Annotated in this window: 20 protein-coding genes; 5 read left to right on the top strand and 15 right to left on the bottom strand. The window is 75.1% G+C overall.

What is annotated here, in order from left to right; genetic code table 11:
* Positions 1-97 precede the first annotated feature (97 nt).
* A complete protein-coding gene (locus LWC33_RS16715; RefSeq protein WP_233305310.1) occupies positions 98-1,105 on the top strand; it encodes a TIGR03557 family F420-dependent LLM class oxidoreductase in 1,008 nt (335 codons plus the stop codon).
* Here LWC33_RS16715 and LWC33_RS16710 read toward each other — a convergent pair.
* The 7 genes from LWC33_RS16710 to LWC33_RS16680 all read right to left on the bottom strand — a co-directional run bounded on the left by LWC33_RS16710 (position 1,083) and on the right by LWC33_RS16680 (position 7,730).
* Positions 1,083-1,751, bottom strand: coding sequence for an HAD family hydrolase (locus LWC33_RS16710; protein ID WP_233305309.1), 669 nt, complete (start codon positions 1,749-1,751; stop codon positions 1,083-1,085). The genes LWC33_RS16715 and LWC33_RS16710 overlap by 23 nt on opposite strands.
* A gap of 55 nt (positions 1,752-1,806) precedes the next feature.
* Positions 1,807-2,808: a non-homologous end-joining DNA ligase gene (gene ligD, locus LWC33_RS16705; protein ID WP_372476617.1), complete on the bottom strand. Its 1,002-nt coding sequence runs from the start codon at positions 2,806-2,808 to the stop codon at positions 1,807-1,809.
* Between the two features lie 43 nt (positions 2,809-2,851).
* Entirely contained in the window at positions 2,852-4,609 is a 1,758-nt protein-coding gene (locus LWC33_RS16700) for a phosphatidylglycerol lysyltransferase domain-containing protein (RefSeq protein WP_233305308.1), read from the bottom strand.
* Between the two features lie 91 nt (positions 4,610-4,700).
* Positions 4,701-5,588, bottom strand: a complete 888-nt coding sequence (locus tag LWC33_RS16695; RefSeq protein WP_233305307.1) for a DMT family transporter — start codon at positions 5,586-5,588, stop codon at positions 4,701-4,703.
* Positions 5,589-5,721: 133 nt separating this feature from the next.
* Positions 5,722-6,747, bottom strand: a complete 1,026-nt coding sequence (locus LWC33_RS16690; protein ID WP_233305306.1) for an LLM class flavin-dependent oxidoreductase — start codon at positions 6,745-6,747, stop codon at positions 5,722-5,724.
* 57 nt (positions 6,748-6,804) lie between these two features.
* Complete coding sequence (locus tag LWC33_RS16685) at positions 6,805-7,461, bottom strand: DUF1990 family protein (RefSeq protein ID WP_233305305.1); 657 nt, start codon at positions 7,459-7,461, stop codon at positions 6,805-6,807.
* 47 nt (positions 7,462-7,508) lie between these two features.
* Complete coding sequence (locus tag LWC33_RS16680) at positions 7,509-7,730, bottom strand: hypothetical protein (RefSeq protein WP_232870421.1); 222 nt, start codon at positions 7,728-7,730, stop codon at positions 7,509-7,511.
* Positions 7,731-7,794: 64 nt separating this feature from the next.
* Here LWC33_RS16680 and LWC33_RS16675 point away from each other — a divergent pair, with 64 nt between their 5' ends.
* Positions 7,795-8,556: a DUF1990 family protein gene (locus LWC33_RS16675; RefSeq protein WP_233305304.1), complete on the top strand. Its 762-nt coding sequence runs from the start codon at positions 7,795-7,797 to the stop codon at positions 8,554-8,556.
* 226 nt (positions 8,557-8,782) lie between these two features.
* Here LWC33_RS16675 and LWC33_RS16670 read toward each other — a convergent pair whose 3' ends face one another.
* The 5 genes from LWC33_RS16670 to LWC33_RS16650 form a co-directional block, all read right to left on the bottom strand.
* Positions 8,783-9,466, bottom strand: a complete 684-nt coding sequence (locus tag LWC33_RS16670; RefSeq protein WP_233305303.1) for a fasciclin domain-containing protein — start codon at positions 9,464-9,466, stop codon at positions 8,783-8,785.
* A 115-nt stretch (positions 9,467-9,581) separates the two neighbouring features.
* The gene (locus LWC33_RS16665) at positions 9,582-10,412 is read right to left on the bottom strand and encodes an anti-sigma factor (RefSeq protein ID WP_233305302.1); all 831 of its coding nucleotides are present in this window, start codon (positions 10,410-10,412) and stop codon (positions 9,582-9,584) included.
* A complete protein-coding gene (locus LWC33_RS16660; RefSeq protein WP_233305301.1) occupies positions 10,409-11,023 on the bottom strand; it encodes an RNA polymerase sigma factor in 615 nt (204 codons plus the stop codon). The genes LWC33_RS16665 and LWC33_RS16660 overlap by 4 nt, the downstream gene beginning before the upstream one ends.
* A gap of 88 nt (positions 11,024-11,111) precedes the next feature.
* On the bottom strand, positions 11,112-11,828 hold the full coding sequence (locus LWC33_RS16655) for a M24 family metallopeptidase (protein ID WP_233305300.1): 717 nt from the start codon (positions 11,826-11,828) through the stop codon (positions 11,112-11,114).
* Between the two features lie 136 nt (positions 11,829-11,964).
* Positions 11,965-12,288, bottom strand: a complete 324-nt coding sequence (locus LWC33_RS16650) for a putative quinol monooxygenase (RefSeq protein WP_233305299.1) — start codon at positions 12,286-12,288, stop codon at positions 11,965-11,967.
* Positions 12,289-12,546: 258 nt separating this feature from the next.
* Between LWC33_RS16650 and LWC33_RS16645 the strand changes: the two genes are divergently transcribed.
* Together LWC33_RS16645 and mdlC are read left to right on the top strand one after the other, a co-directional pair.
* The gene (locus tag LWC33_RS16645) at positions 12,547-13,788 is read left to right on the top strand and encodes an MFS transporter (RefSeq protein ID WP_233305298.1); all 1,242 of its coding nucleotides are present in this window, start codon (positions 12,547-12,549) and stop codon (positions 13,786-13,788) included.
* Entirely contained in the window at positions 13,785-15,377 is a 1,593-nt protein-coding gene (mdlC, locus tag LWC33_RS36070; RefSeq protein WP_233305297.1) for a benzoylformate decarboxylase, read from the top strand. The genes LWC33_RS16645 and mdlC overlap by 4 nt, the downstream gene beginning before the upstream one ends.
* A gap of 156 nt (positions 15,378-15,533) precedes the next feature.
* On the opposite strand, the gene LWC33_RS16635 is transcribed toward mdlC, so the two are convergent.
* Complete coding sequence (locus LWC33_RS16635) at positions 15,534-15,992, bottom strand: MarR family winged helix-turn-helix transcriptional regulator (protein ID WP_233305296.1); 459 nt, start codon at positions 15,990-15,992, stop codon at positions 15,534-15,536.
* Between the two features lie 59 nt (positions 15,993-16,051).
* Here LWC33_RS16635 and LWC33_RS16630 point away from each other — a divergent pair, with 59 nt between their 5' ends.
* Complete coding sequence (locus LWC33_RS16630; protein ID WP_233305295.1) at positions 16,052-16,429, top strand: cupin domain-containing protein; 378 nt, start codon at positions 16,052-16,054, stop codon at positions 16,427-16,429.
* A 162-nt stretch (positions 16,430-16,591) separates the two neighbouring features.
* On the opposite strand, the gene LWC33_RS16625 is transcribed toward LWC33_RS16630, so the two are convergent.
* Positions 16,592-16,993, bottom strand: a complete 402-nt coding sequence (locus LWC33_RS16625) for a DoxX family protein (protein ID WP_233305294.1) — start codon at positions 16,991-16,993, stop codon at positions 16,592-16,594.
* A 96-nt stretch (positions 16,994-17,089) separates the two neighbouring features.
* A complete protein-coding gene (locus LWC33_RS16620; RefSeq protein ID WP_233305341.1) occupies positions 17,090-17,518 on the bottom strand; it encodes a GNAT family N-acetyltransferase in 429 nt (142 codons plus the stop codon).

Here is a 17,518-nt window from a genome sequence, read left to right as displayed (position 1 = left end):
GGAGCAGGGTGGCCGGGCAGGGTGGTCCGGGGCAGGGTGGTCGAGGGCTGGTTGTCGGGGTCAGGGTTGTCGGGGTCTGGGCGGGTACCCGGCCGGCATGACCTCCTTCGGCTACACCCTGATGACCGAGCAGCGCGGGCCGCGGGAGCTCGTCGCCGACGCCGTCGCCGCCGAGCGGGCCGGCTTCGACTTCGAGGTGATGAGCGACCACTACTTCCCGTGGCTCGACGAGATGGGCCACGCCCCGTACGCCTGGAGCGTGCTCGGCGCCGTCGCCACCGCGACCGAGCGGGTCGGCCTGATGACCTACGTGACCTGCCCGATCATGCGGTACCACCCGGCGGTCGTCGCGCAGAAGGCGGCGACGGTCGCGCTGTTGTCCGACGGCCGATTCACGCTGGGCCTGGGGTCGGGCGAGAACCTCAACGAGCACGTCGTGGGGCGGGGCTGGCCGACGGCCGACGTCCGCCAGGAGATGCTCGACGAGGCGGTCACGATCATCCGGGCGTTGTTCGACGGCGGCTACGTGACCTTCGAGGGGAAGCACTTCCGGGTCGACTCGGCGAAGCTGTGGGACCGTCCGGAGGACGGCGTCCCGCTCGCGCTCGCGGTGTCCGGCGCCCAGTCGGTGAACCGCTACGCGCCCGTCGCCGACGCGATGGTCGCCGTCGAGCCTGAGCCCGACCTGGTCCGGGGCTGGGACCAGGCCTCGGGGGCCGACATGCCGAAGATCGGCCAGCAGCCGATCAGCTGGGGTCCGGACGCCGACGCCGCCGTGCAGCGCGCCCACTCGCTGTTCCGCTGGTTCGCCGGCGGCTGGAAGGTCAACGCCGAGCTGCCCGGCACCGCGGGCTTCGCCGCGGCCACCCAGTTCGTGCGCAAGGAGGACGTGGCCTCGGCGATCGCGTGCGGGCCCGACGTGGCGGCCCACGTCGAGGCGGTGCGGCCGTTCGTCGAGGCCGGGTTCACGCACGTCGCGCTGGTCGAGGTCGGCGGCGAGATGCAGCCCGACTTCCTCGCGTTCGCCCGCACCGAGCTGCTCCCGGCGCTGCGCGAGGAGTACGGGGAGGCGAAGGACCCCGCTATCGGCGTGCGAGCGCGCTGACGAGGTGGTCGCGGAGCTCCGGGACGGACTCGAACACGTCCCGGGCCCCCGCCTCGCGCAGCTCCTCGACGGAGAACCCGCCGGTGCGGATCGCGTAGCCGGCGTACCCGGCCCGGCCGGCCGCCTCGAAGTCCCACACCGAGTCGCCGACCACGAGGGCGTCGCGTCCGGAGACCTTCTCCACCGCCACGCCGATCAGATCGGGCTCGGGCTTGGTCTGCTCGACGTCCTCGCTGGTGGTCCACGCGTCGGCGAGCTCGCGGCCGCCGAACAGGTCGAGGTAGGCGTCGACGTGCTCGGGCTTCCCGGAGCTGGCCAGCACGACCTTGAGCCCGGCGTCGCGCAGCGCCGTCAGCAGCTCACGGACGCCGTCGAAGGGCTGCACCTCGCGCAGCAGCGGGTCGAACTCCTCCTTCCAGGCCCCGCGGACCGCGTCGCCGTGCTCGGCCTCGAACTCCTTCCCGGCGACGGCGGGGACGAGCTGGTCGCCGCCCATCCCGATGGCCCGGTGCAGCCGCCAGACCGGCAACGTCACGTCGAACCGCCGGAACGCGCGGAACCAGGCCAGGGCGTGGTGGTAGTTCGTGTCGACGAGCGTGCCGTCGACGTCGAGCACGGCGGTGTCCACGGTCGTCTCGGGAGCCATGGGGGCCGGGTACCCGTCCGGCGGCGCGTGACTCACGTCGCGTCGCTCACCGGGCTCACCGTGGCTCCTCGCGCACCACCTCGCGCGGCTCCTTGTCGTCGCGCAGCCCGAGGTAGCGCGGATGCCGCAACCGGCCGTCGCGGGTCCACTCGGTGAACCCGATCTGCGCCACCAGCTCGGGCCGCAGCCAGTGCGTGTCCTTCTCCCGCACGGGCCCGGCGAAGGGCGAGCGGTCGGCCGCGAGCCCGTCGAACCGTTCCCGCAGCCGGTGCAGCAGGTGCCCGTCGAAGCCGGTGCCGACCTTCCCCGCGTAGCGCAGCCCGTCGCCGTCGTACACCCCGACCAGCAGCGCACCGAATCCCTGCCGCGAGCCCGCCGGGTCGGTCCAGCCGCCGACCACGAACTCCTGCGCGCGCACGCACTTGAACTTCAGCCAGTCGTCGGAGCGCTTCCCGGGCCGGTAGCGGGCGTCGGCGCGCTTGGCGATCAGCCCCTCCCACCCGCGGGCGCACGCCTCGGCGAGGTAGGCCTCGCCGTCGGTGTTGCGGTGGGTGGAGAAGCGGAGCGGGTCGGTGAAGTCGACGGCCGCGCGCAGCAGGCGCTTGCGGGTGCGCAGCGGCAGGCCGGTGACGTCGTGGCCCGCGACCACCATGACGTCGAACAGGTAGACGAACACCTCGACGCCGGTGGCGCGGGCCCGGTCGGGGTCGTGCAGCCCGAGCCGGCCCTGGAGCTTCGAGAAGCTGGTCTGCGCCCCGTCGAAGGCCACGATCTCCCCGTCGGCGACCAGCGCCGGGCCGCGGCCGAGCGCCTCCGCGATCTCCGGGTAGGTGTCGGTCATGGGCTTCTCCGCGCGGGACCAGATCGTGGTGCCCCGGTCGTCGCGGACGAGCACCGCCCGCACCCCGTCGAGCTTCCGCTCGTAGATCCAGCCGGGGTCGGAGAAGTGGTCGGCGGTCAGCGTGGCGAGCATGGGATGGACGAACCGGGCCGCGGCCGACGGCAGCCCCGCCCGTTCGTCCGCGTCGAGCAGGTCGAGCGGGTCCGTGGTGGCCATGGCCGATGCCTACCGCCTTCCGCGGATCGGCGCACGTCCCCCGTCAGCGGTGCAGCATCCGCAGCAGGGCCGGTGGGCGGCCGCCGAACCCCTCCGCCTCGAGCATCGCGAGCAGCACCCGCGGCAGGTCCCGCACCGCCGGGTAGAGCAGGAAGCGCGGCTGCCAGGACGGGCGGAACTTGGCGTTGAAGCGGTACAGGCTCTCGATCTGCCACCACCGCGAGGCCCAGTGCAGGATCCGGGCCCACAGCCGCGCGACCGGACCCGCGCCCAGCCGCTGCCCGCGCTCGAGGGCGCCGCGGAACACCGCGAAGTTGAGCGAGACCCGGGTGATCCCGTGCCCGCCGGCCCACCGCACGACGTCGACGACGAGCTGCTCGGTGAGCCCGCCGTCGGCCGCCGGGTCGCGGCGCATCAGGTCGAGGGAGAGCCCGTCGCGGCCCCACGGCACGAACTGCAGCAGCGCGGCCGGGACGCCGTCGCGGTGCGCGACCGCCAGGACCGCGTCGCCGTCGGCGCCGTCGGCCGTGCGGGACAGGGCCATGGAGAAGCCGCGCTCCTCGGCGTCGCCGCGCCAGCGGCAGGCCAGCCGGGCGAGCTCGGCGCGCTCGGCCGGGTCGATCTCCCGGAGCCGTCGGACCCGGATGGTGAAGCCCGCCCGCTCGGCGCGCGCGACGGTCTGCCGCACGCCCCGCATCGCCCGGCCCTCGAGGGTGAACGTCTCCGTGTCCAGGACGGCCTCGTCGCCGAACTCCAGCACGGAGAACCCGGCCCGGGCCCAGGCCGTCGCGCCCTCCTCGGAGCACGCCAGCACGGCCGGCACCCACGCGTGCGCGACCGCCCGGTCGAGGAAGGCCGCGATCGCCGCGTTCCACTCGCCCTGCTCGCCGAGCGGGTCGCCGGAGGCCAGCGCCACCCCGGCGAGCACGCGGTAGGACACCGCGGCGCCCCCGCTCGGGGCGTAGACGACGGTGCGGTCGCGGCGCAGCGCGAAGTAGTCGAGCGAGTCCGGGTCGGACCGGTGGGCGAGCATGGCGCGCAGCCGCTCCTCGTCGGCGGGACCGAGGCGGGACTCGGGCTCCGGGGAGCGCAGCAGGAAGTACCCGGCGCCGAGCACGGCCAGCACACCGAAGGTGAGGCCGACGGTCGCGGTGAGGTCGTCGAGCCACGTCTCGTGGGGCGGGAAGGCCACCGGGCCGGACACCCCCACCAGCGAGAGCAGTGCCTGGTCCAGCTCGTCCGACGCCGTGGTGTCGGGCGCGAGCCGGTGCGGGTTGAGCGCGAGGAACAACCACACCACGGCCATGCCCGCCACGGCGAACTGCACGAGCACCTGCCCCGCGCGGGTGACCCCGCCCGGGTCGGAGCGGGCCGGGAAGGACCGTCGGGTCAGGACGAGCAGGCCGAGCAGCAGCGCGGTGACCGCGGCCGCCGTCGCGGCGTGCCCGTGCGCCGGGCCGACCACCCGCCCGAGGTTGACCGCGGTGAGCGCCGCGGTGATCACCACGGCCAGTGCCCAGGCCCGCCGTTTGCGCCGCCGTAGCCCGGCGGCGAGCAGCAGCATCCCGACGCCCGCCACCACGGTGACGACCACCTGGCCGACCCCGACGAACTCGGGCAGGCCCACCGAGGCCCGGAACGGCTCGCCGAGCATCCGGCGCGGCCCGGCGAGCAGCCCACCGGCGAGGGTGAGGATCCCGACGACGCGCGAGGACCACACGACGACGCCCACCGCGGTCGCGCCGGCCAGGCTGCGGGCCGGCACCCGCGCGAAGGCCCCGGTCGGGGCGGGGCCGCTCATCGCGCCCTCCCCGGCCTGCGGGACGCGGTCGGCGCCGGTGCCATGGGGCGCACGATACGGCCTTCCGGCGACGGGGTCCCCGTCCCCGGCCTCACCCGCGGGACGCCGCGCCGACCGGTTCCGGCGCGGGCGGTTCCGCGGTGACCGCGGGCCGGCGGGCCGACAGCAGGCCGACGCCGACGGCGGTCACCAGCAGTCCGAGGACGCCGAGGGCGAGCGTGAGTGGCGACCTGCCGAAAGGCTCGCCGAGCACGAGGACGCCCATCGCGCCCGCCGTGAGCGGGTCGAGGAGGGTGAGCACGGCGAGCGGGGCGCCCAGGCCTCCGCCACGGTAGGCGTGCTGCGCGAGCGCGGTGCCGACGAGCGCGGCCGCGGCGGTGAGGGCCACCCGCTCCGGGGTCAGGTGGCCGATCAGCATCGTCTTCGCGGTCGCGGAGGCGAGGCCGAAGCACAGCGCGGCGCCCACCGAATAGCAGACGGCGGCCCCGCGGGGCAGCCGGCGACCGCACAGCAGCCCGGTGCCGGCGGCGACCACGACCACGGCCGCCAGCACCCCGACGACGGGCCAGAACCCGAGCCCTGCGCCCGCCGCCGGAGGTGCGCCGTGCGGGCCGTGGTGCGGCACCGCCGCGAGCACCGCGGGCAGGCCGAGCGCCACGCAGAGCACTCCGGCCCACGAGCGCGGGCTGATCCGTGTGCGGTTCACGCGCGAGCCGAGCACGAGGGCGATCGCCAGGCAGGACACGCCGATCGGCTGGACGACGACGAGCGGCCCGGCCCCCAGCGCGGCCACGTGCAGGGTCGCGCCGGCCAGCGTCGCCCCCACGGCCGCCCACCAGACCCGGCGGCGGACGAGGCGGGCCATCAGGCCGAGCCCGGTGGCGGACTGCCGGGACGCCTCGCGCTCCTGCAGCACCGCGGAGATCGCGTAGAACACCGCCGAGGCGACGGCGAGCAGGATCGCGAGCGGGATCAGCACGCTCGCGAGGGTACGGGTCCCCGCCGGCGAGATCCCCCCGCCCGGCAGGCGAATCGACAGTTTCGACGACCCCGCCGCCGGGATCCTCCCGGCTCCCGCCCCGCCGTCCGGTTCCCGGCCGGCCGGATCCCGGTCAGGCGGCCACCACGGCCCGCCAGCCGAGCGCCGGCCCCAGCCGCGTCGCGATGTCGGTGAGGATCTGGACGTAGTCCTCCTGGGCGAAGCTGAACGGCAGCGCGAACACCACCTCGCGCACCGCCAGGAACCCGGCGTGCGCATAGAGCTGGGCGGCGATCTCCGCGGACGGACCGACGAGGTCGCGGGCGAAGAGCATCCCGGCCGGGCCCTGCGGGGCGGACGTCCGCGGCAGCCGGGCCGCGGCGTACGCCTCGTACTTCGCGCGCTGCTCCGCGGTGGCCGTGTCCGTGGGCACCACGACGAGCCCCTGCGAGACCCGCGCGGCCGCCCCCGCCGGGTGGGCCGTGCGGAAGGCGTCGATGTGGGAGCGCTGGATCTCGGCGAAGTCCGTCCGGCCCTCGGCGCGGACCACGCTGCTGGTGAGGAGGTTCATCGCCTGCTCGCCGGCCCGGCGGGCGGACCCGAGGCTCGCCGCGCCGTACCACATGCGGCCGCGCAGCCCGGGCGAATGCGGCTCCACCCGGTCCGAGAACACCTCGATGCCCTCGGTGCCGGAGAAGGAGCTCGCGGTCTCGCCGGCGACGAGCCGCAGGAGCCGGTCGACCCGTCCGGGGCCGAAGTCCTCCCGGTCGGCGGTGTCCGGGTAGAGCGCGTCGGCGACCGCGTCGAAGTGCATCGGCGGCCCGACGCTGACCCCCGGGTTGAGCCGGCCGCCGGACAGGACGTCGACCGTCGCCAGGTCCTCGGCCAGCCGCAGCGGGTTCTCCCAGCCCAGCGGCGTCACCGCGGTGCCCAACTCGATCCGGCGCGTGCGCTGCGAGGCCGCGGCAAGTACCGCGACGGGCGAGGAGATGCCGTACTGCAGGTGACGGTGGCGCACCCACGCGCTGTCGAACCCGAGCCGTTCGCCCAGCTCGATCATGCGCAGGGTCGTCTCGTGACCGGCGCCGGGGTCGGCGCCGTCGAACGAGCCGATGGTGAGGAAACCCAGCTTCTCCAGCGGTTCCGACGGCGCAGGCATGCGTCCATCATCATCCGCGGGGGCGTGCGGTCGGAGCGTGGGTGCCTGCGCCCCGGGTCAGGGGCAGGCCCCGGGCCGGACGAGGTCGAACGCGAACCGGTCACGCCACCGCTCCGGCCGTTCACGGGGCACGACGACCAGGCCGACCTTCGGTTCGTCGTCCCCCGGTGGGTTCGCGTCGATCAGCTCCCGCACGCGCTGTCCCGCCCGCCGGTAGAACTCCAGCTGGAGGGTGCGCCCGAACAGTGTCCAGCCGAGCCGGAGGACCGGGTTGGGCACGGGACCGCGGCGGGAGTAGGCGTGGATCCAGAAGGTGACCCGCCCGGTCTCCGGGTCCTTGGCCACCTCGTAGCTCAGCCGGCCCTGCTCGAGGTGCCCGCACAGCGTCTGGTAGGTCCAGCCCCACACGCGCTTGCCGTCGCGGACCGTGTCGTAGGCGTCCGTGACCCGGACCGGCATGAGGAAGCGGAGGAACAGGAACCGGCCCTCCAGCACCATGTCCCGGCCGAGCAGCGGGTCGTCGCGACGGTAGATGCCCCGGAGGATGCGGTCGTCGGGGAACTCGTAGTTGCGCACGATGCGGCAGGCGCGCTCCCAGATCCCGCCGGTCTCCGGTGGGCCGGGGGCCTCGGTGCCGAGCTCGGCGTAGCCGGAGTCGACGTGCCAGTGCCGGTCGTGCGTGGTGGTGGGCGCCTCGTCCTCGGGATAGTTCACCTGCAGGCCGGCGAGGTAGGCGACCTCGGCCTCCAGCGCCGCGCGGTTCAGCGGGACTCCTCGCGTCGCACCGACTCGCTGATCAACCAGAAGGTCGGCGGCCAGAGCCCGACGAACAGGGCGCGCCGCTCGGCGTTGCCCCGTTCCTCCTGGTCCACGGTCTTCGCCCGCATCCACAGCCCGATGCAGAGGGCGATGCAGCCCAGCGACACGCTCTGCAGGTGGATCGCGCGTACGCCCGCGCGCCGGAGGATCGTCCCGATGGTCACGGGGTATGGGTTCCCGCTCGCCGGGTACTCACACGCGATGCTCCGTTCCCATGCTCGTCGGCCGGTGACGGGCTCGCGCCGGTCCCGGCGGGTCGGCGCGATCGTCAGGTGGCCCGTCGGCGTCGGCCTCGTGGCCTGGCGCTATCTCTGGCGGACGACCGTCATGCACCGCAGCGAGGAGGACGGGGACGCCTCCGACCTCCCGGAGCCGCTCCCGCCCGAGGCGTGCGACGACCGCGTCCAGCACCTCGAGGACGGCCACGGGGACCTGCTGCACCGCACCTACTCCGTGCGCATCGCCGGCGGCCGCCACGGGCCGGACGAACTGCTCGCGCTGCTCGCCCGGGACCCGAACGTCTGGTCGCCCTCGGGCATGGCGGTCTTCCGCCGGACGAAGGGCAGCCACGGCGCGATGACGGTGGGCGACGAGTTCCTCATCCGGCTGCCGGGGCCGTGGGACGGGCCGGTCCGCGTCGTCGGGTCGGACCCGCGGCACTTCCGGCTCGCGACGCTGCACGGGCACCTGGAGGCCGGGCAGATCGAGTTCCGCACGGAGGAGGTGGGGGAGGACGTCCGGTTCGTCATCGAGTCCTGGGCCCGCCCGGGCGACCGGCTGTCGCACCTGCTCTACGACCAGCTGCTCGTGGCCAAGGAGGTGCAGCTGGTGATGTGGACCCACGTCTGCCTGCGCGCGGCCAAGCTGAGCGGCGGACGTCCGTGCGGCGGGCTCACCGTGCGGACGCGCCGGCTCCGGACACCCGCACACACGGACGCCGCGACACGCCCGGCCGGAACAGGTTCCGAGAAATCCCCGGAACAGGTGTAGCGAGCGCGTGGGGCGGGGACCCAGGGAGCGAGGCAGACCTCGACTGTCCGTCGTTGGGGAGCGGATCGGACAGTCCTTCGGGCCGGGGCCGCCGTGATCGGGGTGGCGGCCCCGGCCTCGCCTTCCCGACACCCTGAACTCCTGATCCGCGCCGCATTCCGCGAACGATTCCCATGACGTGCCGAGGGGCGGGGACCGACGGTCCCCGCCCCTCGTGCGTGCGGGCTCAGCCCGCCGGCATCAGCACCTTGTCGATCACGAACACGGTGGCGTTGGCGGTCGGGATGTTGCCGCAGAGCACCTTCGCGGTGGTGCCCTTGCCGTCGGTCACGGTCGGCGCCTCGGGGGTGCCGCCGATGGTCACGGTGCCGCCGGCGAGCTCGGTGGTGGTGCCGGCGGCGACGAGGCCCGCGGCGTCGTAGCGCTGCGGCACCACGTGGTACGACAGCAGCCCGCCGAGCTGCTGCTGGTTCGCCAGCAGCCCGTTGAAGGCCTGGTCGCCCAGCTGCTTCTTCACCTGGTCGAACGCGCCGTTGTAGGGCGCGAACACGGTGATCCCCTTCTGTGCGTCGAGGGTGTCGGCCAGGCCGGGAACCTTGCCGACCGCGGTCACCAGCGTGGTCAGCAGCGGGTTCGTGCTCGCGGCGCTGGCCACCGGCTGCGGTCCCATGCTGTTCAGGGAGCCGGGGGCGTCGCCCTGCGGCAGCTGGTTGCAGGCCGGACCGAACACGTCGGCGTTGGTGGTCACCCCGTCGCCCGCGGCGCCGGACATCGGCGCGGCCGACATCGGCGCGGAGGCCATCGGCGACGCCGGGGCGGCGGTGTCCGAGGAGCCGGACCCGCATGCGGCGAGACCCAGGCTCAGCGCGGCGATCGCACCGACGGCGGCGAGCCGGAAGGGCTTGTTCATCGTGTTTCTCCCGCGGTTCCCGGCCCGGCTGCTCCGGGCTCGTCGCGGACTTCTTCGACACCCCCGGGAATGCGGTTCGGCGCTTCCCGCCCTTCGTTCTCGCGGCGATTCCGGTTCACCCCGAAAGGGTGACGAGTCGGGCGGCGGGGGCGGGCGGCGCCCCTGCCCCCGGAACCTGGCCGCTCGCGACCACGTGACCCGGCGTCGCGGGCGCGACCCGACCGGGTTCGAGCGACACGGCATAGCGCGTGAACGCCCCTCCCGGCGGCAGGCTGGTGACGTCGGTACGCCCGGAGGTGGCGTCGAACGTCCCGAGCGGCACGGGCGCCCGGCCCGCGGCGCCGCCCAGGCCCCACAGGACGTAGACCGAGCCCGCCCGGTCGTTCGTCGGGAGGTCCGCGACCACCACACGGCGCGCCCGCACGCCGTTCACGACCGCGGCCACGGGCGCGCCGTGCCCGTCGGTCAGGGTGGCGTGGGTGCTGCCGGGCGCGTCGAGACCGGTCACGATCCGGCCCAGGGCGAGAGTCTGGGCGACCTCCGCGTCGCGCTGCCGGTGCAGGTCCGCGGCCTGCCCGGCGAGCCCGCCGACGGCGACCACGCACGCGGCGGCGGCCACCACACTCGGCCAGCGGCGACGCGACCGCGCCCTCGGCGGCGCCTCCGCGTCCGAGGGTCGCCGCGTTCCGGCGAGGTGCAGCGGGGCGGGGGTGCCCGTGCGCGCGGCCCGGAGGATCCGCGCGCGCAGCCCGGGCGGCGGCAGCAGCGCGGGCACCGTCCGCGCCAGGGCGGCCAGGCCCGCGTCGTGCCGGTGCAGGGCGGCGGTGCACTCGGCACAACGCCGCAGGTGGGCCCGGACCTCGAGTTCCTCGTCGGGTTCGAGGGCGTGCAGCGCGAACCCGGCGACCTGGCGGCTCATCGGGCACGGCGGGGCGGTCGTGGTCACCGGGCGTCGTCCTCCCCGAGCACCGGCCCGAGGGCCGCGCGGAGCCGGCCGAGGCCGGCGAACATCCGGGACTTCACGGTGCCGAGCGGCACGCCGGTGAGCGAGGCGACCTCGCGCTGGGTGTAGCCGCCGAAGTAGGCCAGGGCGAGGGCGTGCCGCTGGTCGGCGGGCAGCGCGTCGAGCGCGGACCGGACGGTGCCGGCGACGACCGCGCCGAGCGCGTCGACGTCGGCCCCGGCGAGCTGCGGCAGGGCGCGGTCGGTGTCGTCCTCCATCGGCACGGTGCGCCGCCGCGCGGTGTCCTCCCGCCGCACCAGGTCCACGGCCTTGTGGTGGACCAGCGTCATCAGCCACGTCGAGGCCCGGCCGCGGCGCGGGTCGAAGCGTCCGGCCTCGCGCCAGACGGCGGTGAAGGCCTCCTGCACGGCGTCCTCGGCCAGCGCGTCGTCGCCGCAGATCCGCCGGGCCAGCGACCAGGCCTGCCGGCCGTGCCGGTCGTAGAGCCGGGCCAGCGCGTCGGGACGGCCCGCCGCGACGCCGGCGAGGAGATCGGCGGAGTCGTCCGGCGCGGGCGCTCGGCGGGCGCGCGCGGCGGCCTCCCTGGGGTTCACGCCTCACGTTCGCGCCCACGGGCCCGTCCGGTTCGGGAGCGGCGGCCGCCCGACGAGCCCGGGCGACCGCCGCGCGATCCCGGGGACCTCAGCGGTGCAGGGTCAGCAGCTGCTCGAAGAACCCGCCGAACCCGCCCTGCCGGTCCACGAGGTGCACCTCGAGGATCCAGTGGCACTGCCGGCCGGAGGGGTCGGTGCGCCGCATCGGGTGGTCGCTGCCGGGGGCGATGTAGCTCTCGATCCGCTCGCCGTCGATCCACTCGTGCGGGAACTCGCCCACCAGGTGGCCGCTGTGCGCGCCGCCGAACTCCCAGCCCGCCTCCTCGGCCAGCCCCACGACGTGCGCGTACAGCTCCGCCCCGCTGATCTCCGGGTGCGCCTCGAAGTGGGCGCGGCCGGCGTCGAAGATGCGCGGCAGGTCGTCGCGCAGCCGGTGCTTGACCGGGTCGTCGCCCAGCACGAACGTGCGCCCGAAGTCCGCCTCCCACTCCGCGAAGATCGGTCCGAGGTCGAGGAAGACGATGTCGTCGTCCTCGATCAGCCGGTCCGGCGGGTTCTCCTTGTAGGGCAGCAGCGTGTTGGGGCCCGACCGGACCACCCGCTTGTGCCAGTGCCGGTCGGTGCCGAAGAGCTCCGCGCCGAGGTCGCGCACCCGGTCGCTCACCGCCCGCTCGGACGCGCCGGGCGCGATCAGCCCGCGCCGGCCGGCCTCCTCGAACAGGTGCAGGGCCTTGCGCTCCGCCTCGACGAGGTTGCGCGCACGGGCCTCCTCGTCGACGGGTGCGGTTCCGGTCGCGTCGCTCATCGATCGCCTCCTCGCGTCGCCCCGACCCTAGGTCGACTTCCGCCGGGCATCCAGCGGTCGGCCGGACCCGGCGGCGAGGAGGTCCGGGTGGCCGGCCGGAACGGGCATCCCGTCCGGGCCGGCCACCCCGGGCCGGCTACTCGGGGGTCACCTCGGCCATGTCGTTCCAGGCCTCGCCGTCGAGATCCTGGTAGTTGATCTTCGGGCGCTCGGCCACGACCGTGCCCATCCACGGGAAGAAGTTCTGGGCGTGCTCGGTCTGGACGTGCGCGGAGCCGGCGTCGCCGTCGCGGAAGGTCTCGACGATCGCGAACTCGTTCGGCGTGGTGCCGCTCTCGTAGAAGTCGAACGAGACGTTGCCCGGCTCGGACCGCACGTTCTCGGTGTACTCCTTGATGCCGGTCAACCAGTCCTCGCGCTTCGCGGGCTTGATCTTCACCTTCAGCACGATCAGGATCACGGCCACCTCCGCAGGTCGTCGTCGGCCCCGGGCACCCCACCCGGGACGGTGGGGGCAGCCTCTCACTCCCGCACCAGCGGTGGTGTCTCAATCGGCGACGACCCGCCCCTCGGGTGAGGTCGGCGCGGCGTGCCCGCAGAACGTCCCGCAGGCCGTCCCGCCGCCCGCCGCGTCGTTTCCGTTCAACGGAAGACTGCCCTGACACGCGGCGGACGGCCCGCTCATACTCCGGCGATCCGGACACCGAGGGAGGGTTCCATGACGACGGAGTCAGCGGGAACGTCGAGCGGGTCGGGCGCGCGTGCCGGATGGGTCGCGCCGCTGTGCTGGTCCGCGGTCGCCCTGGAGGGGTTCGACCTGGTGGTGCTCGGGGTGGTCCTCCCGGTGCTGCTGCGTGACCCGTCGTGGGGGCTGAACCCCGCGTCGGCCTCGCTGATCTCGGTCGTGGGCCTGGTCGGAGTGATGGTCGGCGCCCTCGCCGCGGGCCCGCTCACGGACCGTTTCGGCCGCCGCACGATGCTCCTGATCACCGTCACGTCGTTCTCGGTGCTGACGCTGCTGTGCGCCTTCGCGCCCGGGCCGGTGCTGTTCGGGGTGCTGCGCTTCCTCGCCGGTCTGGGGCTCGGCGGCGTGCTCCCGGTGGCCATCGCGATGGTCAACGAGTTCGCCCGGTCCGGCCGCGGCGGCAGCGCCACGACCGTGGTCATGACCGGCTACCACGTCGGGGCCGTGGTCACCTCGCTGCTCGGCATCGTCGTCATCCCGTCGCTGGGCTGGCGGGCGATGTTCGTGATCGGCGCCCTGCCCGCGCTGGCCCTGGTGCCGCTGGTGTGGGCCCGGCTGCCGGAGTCGATCCCGGTCGAGCGCGCGCCGGCCGCCCGCCGCAGCCCCGTCGCGACGCTCTTCCGCGGGGGTTACCTGCGGGCCACGATCGCCTTCTGGGTCACCTCGTTCATGGGCCTGCTGCTGGTCTACGGCCTGAACACCTGGTTGCCGGAGATCATGCGCACCGCCGGCTACGCGCTCGGCGCCGCGCTGGCCCTGCTGCTGGTGCTCAACGTCGGCGCGGTGCTCGGGCTGCTGCTCGCCGGCCGCGTCGCGGACCGGGTCGGCGTGCGGATCTCGACGATCGCCTGGTTCACCGCCGCCGCGCTGTTCCTCGCGCTGCTGTCGATCAAGCTGCCCGGCGTGGGCATCTACGTGAGCGTCCTGCTCGCGGGAGTGTTCACGTTCAGCTCCCAGGTGCTCGTGTACGCCTACGTCAGCCAGTACTACCCGGCCGAGGCGCGGGCGACGGCGCTCGGCAGCGCGTCCGGCGTCGGCCGCCTCGGCGGGATCTGCGGCCCGCTGCTCGGCGGTATCCTGCTGTCCGCCGGACTCGCCTACCCGTGGGGCTTCTACGCCTTCGCGATCGTCGCGGCGATCGGCGCGGCGTCGGTCGCGGTCGTCGGACGGGTTCGCAGCGCCGAGGCCGTGGACCGCCGGATGGAGGCCGCGTGAGGACGGTCCGGGACGCGACCTTCGACGTCCTGCGCCGGTACGGCCTCACCACCGTCTTCGCCAACCCCGGCTCGACCGAGATCACGCTGCTCACCGACCTGCCGGCGGACCTGGAGTTCGTCCTCGCCCTGCACGAGGGATCGGTGGTCGGCGTCGCGACGGGCTGGGCCACCGCGCACGACCGGCCCGCGCTCGTGGTCCTGCACACCACGGCGGGGCTGGGCAACGCCGTCGGCGCGCTCGCGACCGCGCGGGTCAACCGGGTGCCGCTCGTGGTCGTCGTCGGGCAGCAGGACCGGCGGCACCTGGCCTTCCGGCCGTTCCTCACCGGTGAGCTGGAGGGCCTGGCCGGCAGGTACCCCGTCTGGACGACGACGCCCGCCCGGCCCCAGGACGTCCCGTCGGCCGTGGCGCGGGCCCACCACGAGGCCGTCGCCGGGCGCGGACCCGCGCTGGTCGTGGTGTCCAGCGACGACTGGGGCGAGCCCGCCGGGGATGAGGTCGCGGCACCGGCGCAGGTGCGGCACGGCGCGCGGGCGGCGCCCGAGGACGTCGAGGAGCTGGCCGCCGCGGTGTCGGCGGCGGCGTCGCCCGCGCTCGTGGTCGGGGCCGACGCCGACGGCGAGGCCTGCTGGGCCGCGCTCGTCGCCCTCGCCGAGCGGCTCGACTGCCCGGTGTGGCAGGAGCCGTTCGCCGCGCGCGCCGGGTTCCCGCAGGACCACCGGCTGTTCGCCGGGCACCTGCCGGCCGGGCGGGTGCGGCTGCGCGACGTGCTCGCCCCGCACGACGTCGTGCTGGTCGTCGGCGCGCCCGCCTTCCGGCAGTACCCCTACGAGCCGGGCCCGTTCGTCGCCGAGGGCACACGGTTGCTGCTGGTCACCGACGACGCGGAGGACGCCCACCACAGCCCGGTCGCCCTCGCCGTCGTCGCCGATCCGGCGCCGGTGTGCCGGGCCCTCGCGGACCGGCTCCCGGCGCGGCCCAGGTCGCGGGCGTTCCCGAAGGCGACTGCGCCGGAGCCGCCGGGGGAGGGCGAGCCGCTGCGTGCGGCGCACGTCCTGGCCGCGCTGGCCGCGCGGGTGCCGGCGGAGACGGTCGTGGTGGAGGAGACGCCGTCGAGCCGGCCGGACCTGCACCGGCTGCTCCCGGCGCGGCGACCGCTGGGCTTCCTCTCCGCGGCGATGGGCGGGCTCGGCTTCGGCCTCCCCGCGGCGATCGGCGTGCGGATGGGCCGCCCGGACCGGCCCGTGGTCGCGGTGGTGGGGGACGGGTCGTCGCTGTACGGGATCCAGGCGTTGTGGACCGCGGCGCACTACGGCGTCGGCGCGCTGTTCGTCGTGCTGGCCAACGGCCGCTACGCGATCATGGACCGGCTCGCCGAGAAGCAGGGCGGCGCCGCGCCGTGGCCGGCGTTCACCGAGGTCGGTGTGGGTGGGTTGGCGCAGTCCCTCGGCTGCCCGGCCCGCGTGGTGGCGACGTGGGGCGAGCTGGTGGAGGCCCTGGACGCGGTCGTCCCGACCCTCGCGGCCCGCACCGAGCCGCTGGTGCTGGAGGTGGCGGTGGAGCCGGACCCGACCTTCGACCCCTGAGCGGCGGAGTGCGGCGCCGCAGCGGGTGTCTCGGGGGTGTGGTGGTGCAGGGCTCTGACACGCAAGGCGTCGACCGGCTGTCTCGCGCAGCCTCCAAGTGTGCGACGGGGCATGAGCGGGTGTGCTCGGACGTCAGCGGATGTGTGGGAGGCAGGGTCAGCGGGTGAACCAGGAGGGGGCGTCGAGGCGGGGGCCCGAGGTGACCCGGCCGAGCGCGTCCTCCATCGTTCGGACCGCGTCCTCCCCGAGCTCACGCACCCACCGCGTTCGCAGCTCGTCGAAGATCTCGGCGGAGCGGGCGAGCAGGTCACGGCCCCGGGCGGTGGGGCGCACGACGACCCGGCGGGCGTCGGTGGGATCGGCGGCCCGCTCGACGTAGCCGGCCGCCTCGAGCGCCGCGATCGTCTTGGCCGCCGCCTGCTTGGTCACGCCGAGCCGCCGGCCGAGCTCGGCGGCGGTCGTGCCCCCACCGACGGCCTGCAGGGCGAAGCCGTGCATCGGCCGGGCGTCCGGGTGACCGCGCTCCGCCAGCTCCTCGTGCAGCGCGTCCACCAGGGTCTGGAAACCGGCGAGCAGGAGCAGGGGCAGCGCGAAGCCGGGACGCTCAGTTGACACGGTCGACAACCAGGTTCACCATATCGACAACCATGTTGTCGAACATACCGGAGGTCGCCATGACCGTCGTCCGCCGTGCCGACCGGCGCACCCACGAGACCCCGAACGCCGTGATGACCACCCTTGCGTCGCCCACGCTCGGCGGTGCCGCGCAGTCGCTGTGGCAGGTGCGGATGCGCCCGGGCCAGGCGGGCCCGGACCACGTGATGGACGTGGAGCAGGTGTGGACCGTCGTCGACGGCGGGATGACGCTCCGCACCGCCGAGGGTGAGGCCGTGCTGACCGTGGGGGACAGCGCGGTGCTGCCGGCCGGGGCGGCCCGGCGCATCGGCGCCCACCCCGAGCGCGGGCTGTCCGCCCTGGTCACCGGCTCCGGCGCGGGGCGGGCCCTGCTCCCGGACGGGACGGACCGCGGCGTGCCGGACTGGGTCCGCTGAGCACACGCCGAGGGAGTCGAGCCCCGGTGCGATCGACGGGTTCCCGGGGCTGGAGTCCGGGCCCCTCGAGGCGGGACCGGCACCGGACGTCGCGCCGCAACGCGGACGCGCCGGGGACCCCTCGACCCCGGCGCGCCCGCGGCACCCTGCGCGGCGCGCCGGTCAGCGCCGGAACAGCGCCGCGATCTCGTGCCGGCGGACCCACGCGATCAGGGCGAACAGCACGCCCAGGACGATCGGCGTGGAGACGTACTCGGCCATGCCGATCACGAGGACCTGGAAGAGCGCCGCGCCGATCATCAGCGCCACGAAGCAGGCGGCGGCGAGCCCGGCCAGGATCGGGATCATCAGGCCGATCCCGCCCGCGACCTCCAGTGCCCCGATGACGTAGCGGAACCAGTCGCCGGCGCCGATGGCGTCGAAGGTCTGCACGGCGGTGGCCTCGCCGAACAGCTTCGGCGCGCCGGAGCCGACGACCATGAACAGGCCCAGCACGACCTGCAGGACGTAGAGGGCGATGCGGGCCCTGCTGCGGGGGCGGGTGGTGGGGGCGGCGGCGCTCATGGTTCTCGGTCCTCTCGGTCGGTGCGGCGTCCGCCGCGGTGTCTGGAGGGGAGACCGCGCCGCCGCCGGGAACTCATCGCCGTCGGCACCACCGGATCAGGTGAGCGTCCCGCCGAGGATCACCTCGGGATCCGCCCGCCGCTCCAGCAGCGTGTCGTCCGGCGGCGTGAACCCGAAGCGGGCGTAGAGGCCGTGCGCGTCCCGGGTGTGCAGCGACCACCGCATCCCCGGCCCGCCGGCGAGCATCGCGTCGACGAGCGCGACGCCCAGCCCGTGGCCCCGCACCGACGGGTCCACCCAGACGTCGGCGAGGTAGGCGAAGGACACGCCGTCCGACACCGCGCGCGCCGAGCCGAGCGTGCGGCCGTCGCGGTAGACGCCGACCACCCGCCAGGCCGCGTCGAGCTGGCGCTCCAGGTGCTCGCGCTGCCGCCAGCGACCCCAGTAGGCGTCCGTGGACAGCCAGGCCCAGACGGCGTCGCGGTCCAGCCGGGCGGGGTCGTCGTCGATCTCGAACTCACCGAT

This window comes from Pseudonocardia terrae (genome assembly GCF_021343995.1).
GTDB lineage: Bacteria > Actinomycetota > Actinomycetes > Mycobacteriales > Pseudonocardiaceae > Pseudonocardia > Pseudonocardia terrae.
This window is presented reverse-complemented; position numbering and strand designations above follow the sequence as displayed.

Coding starts and splice junctions, on each gene's coding strand:
- LWC33_RS16700 (WP_233305308.1), bottom strand. CDS start 4,609: ATGAGCGGCCCCGCCCCGACCGGGGCCTTCGCGCGGGTGCCGGCCCGC.
- LWC33_RS16655 (WP_233305300.1), bottom strand. CDS start 11,828: ATGAGCGACGCGACCGGAACCGCACCCGTCGACGAGGAGGCCCGTGCG.
- LWC33_RS16625 (WP_233305294.1), bottom strand. CDS start 16,993: ATGAGCGCCGCCGCCCCCACCACCCGCCCCCGCAGCAGGGCCCGCATC.
- LWC33_RS16710 (WP_233305309.1), bottom strand. CDS start 1,751: ATGGCTCCCGAGACGACCGTGGACACCGCCGTGCTCGACGTCGACGGC.
- LWC33_RS16715 (WP_233305310.1), top strand. CDS start 98: ATGACCTCCTTCGGCTACACCCTGATGACCGAGCAGCGCGGGCCGCGG.
- ligD (WP_372476617.1), bottom strand. CDS start 2,808: ATGGCCACCACGGACCCGCTCGACCTGCTCGACGCGGACGAACGGGCG.
- LWC33_RS16630 (WP_233305295.1), top strand. CDS start 16,052: ATGACCGTCGTCCGCCGTGCCGACCGGCGCACCCACGAGACCCCGAAC.
- LWC33_RS16690 (WP_233305306.1), bottom strand. CDS start 6,747: ATGCCTGCGCCGTCGGAACCGCTGGAGAAGCTGGGTTTCCTCACCATC.
- LWC33_RS16670 (WP_233305303.1), bottom strand. CDS start 9,466: ATGAACAAGCCCTTCCGGCTCGCCGCCGTCGGTGCGATCGCCGCGCTG.
- LWC33_RS16645 (WP_233305298.1), top strand. CDS start 12,547: ATGACGACGGAGTCAGCGGGAACGTCGAGCGGGTCGGGCGCGCGTGCC.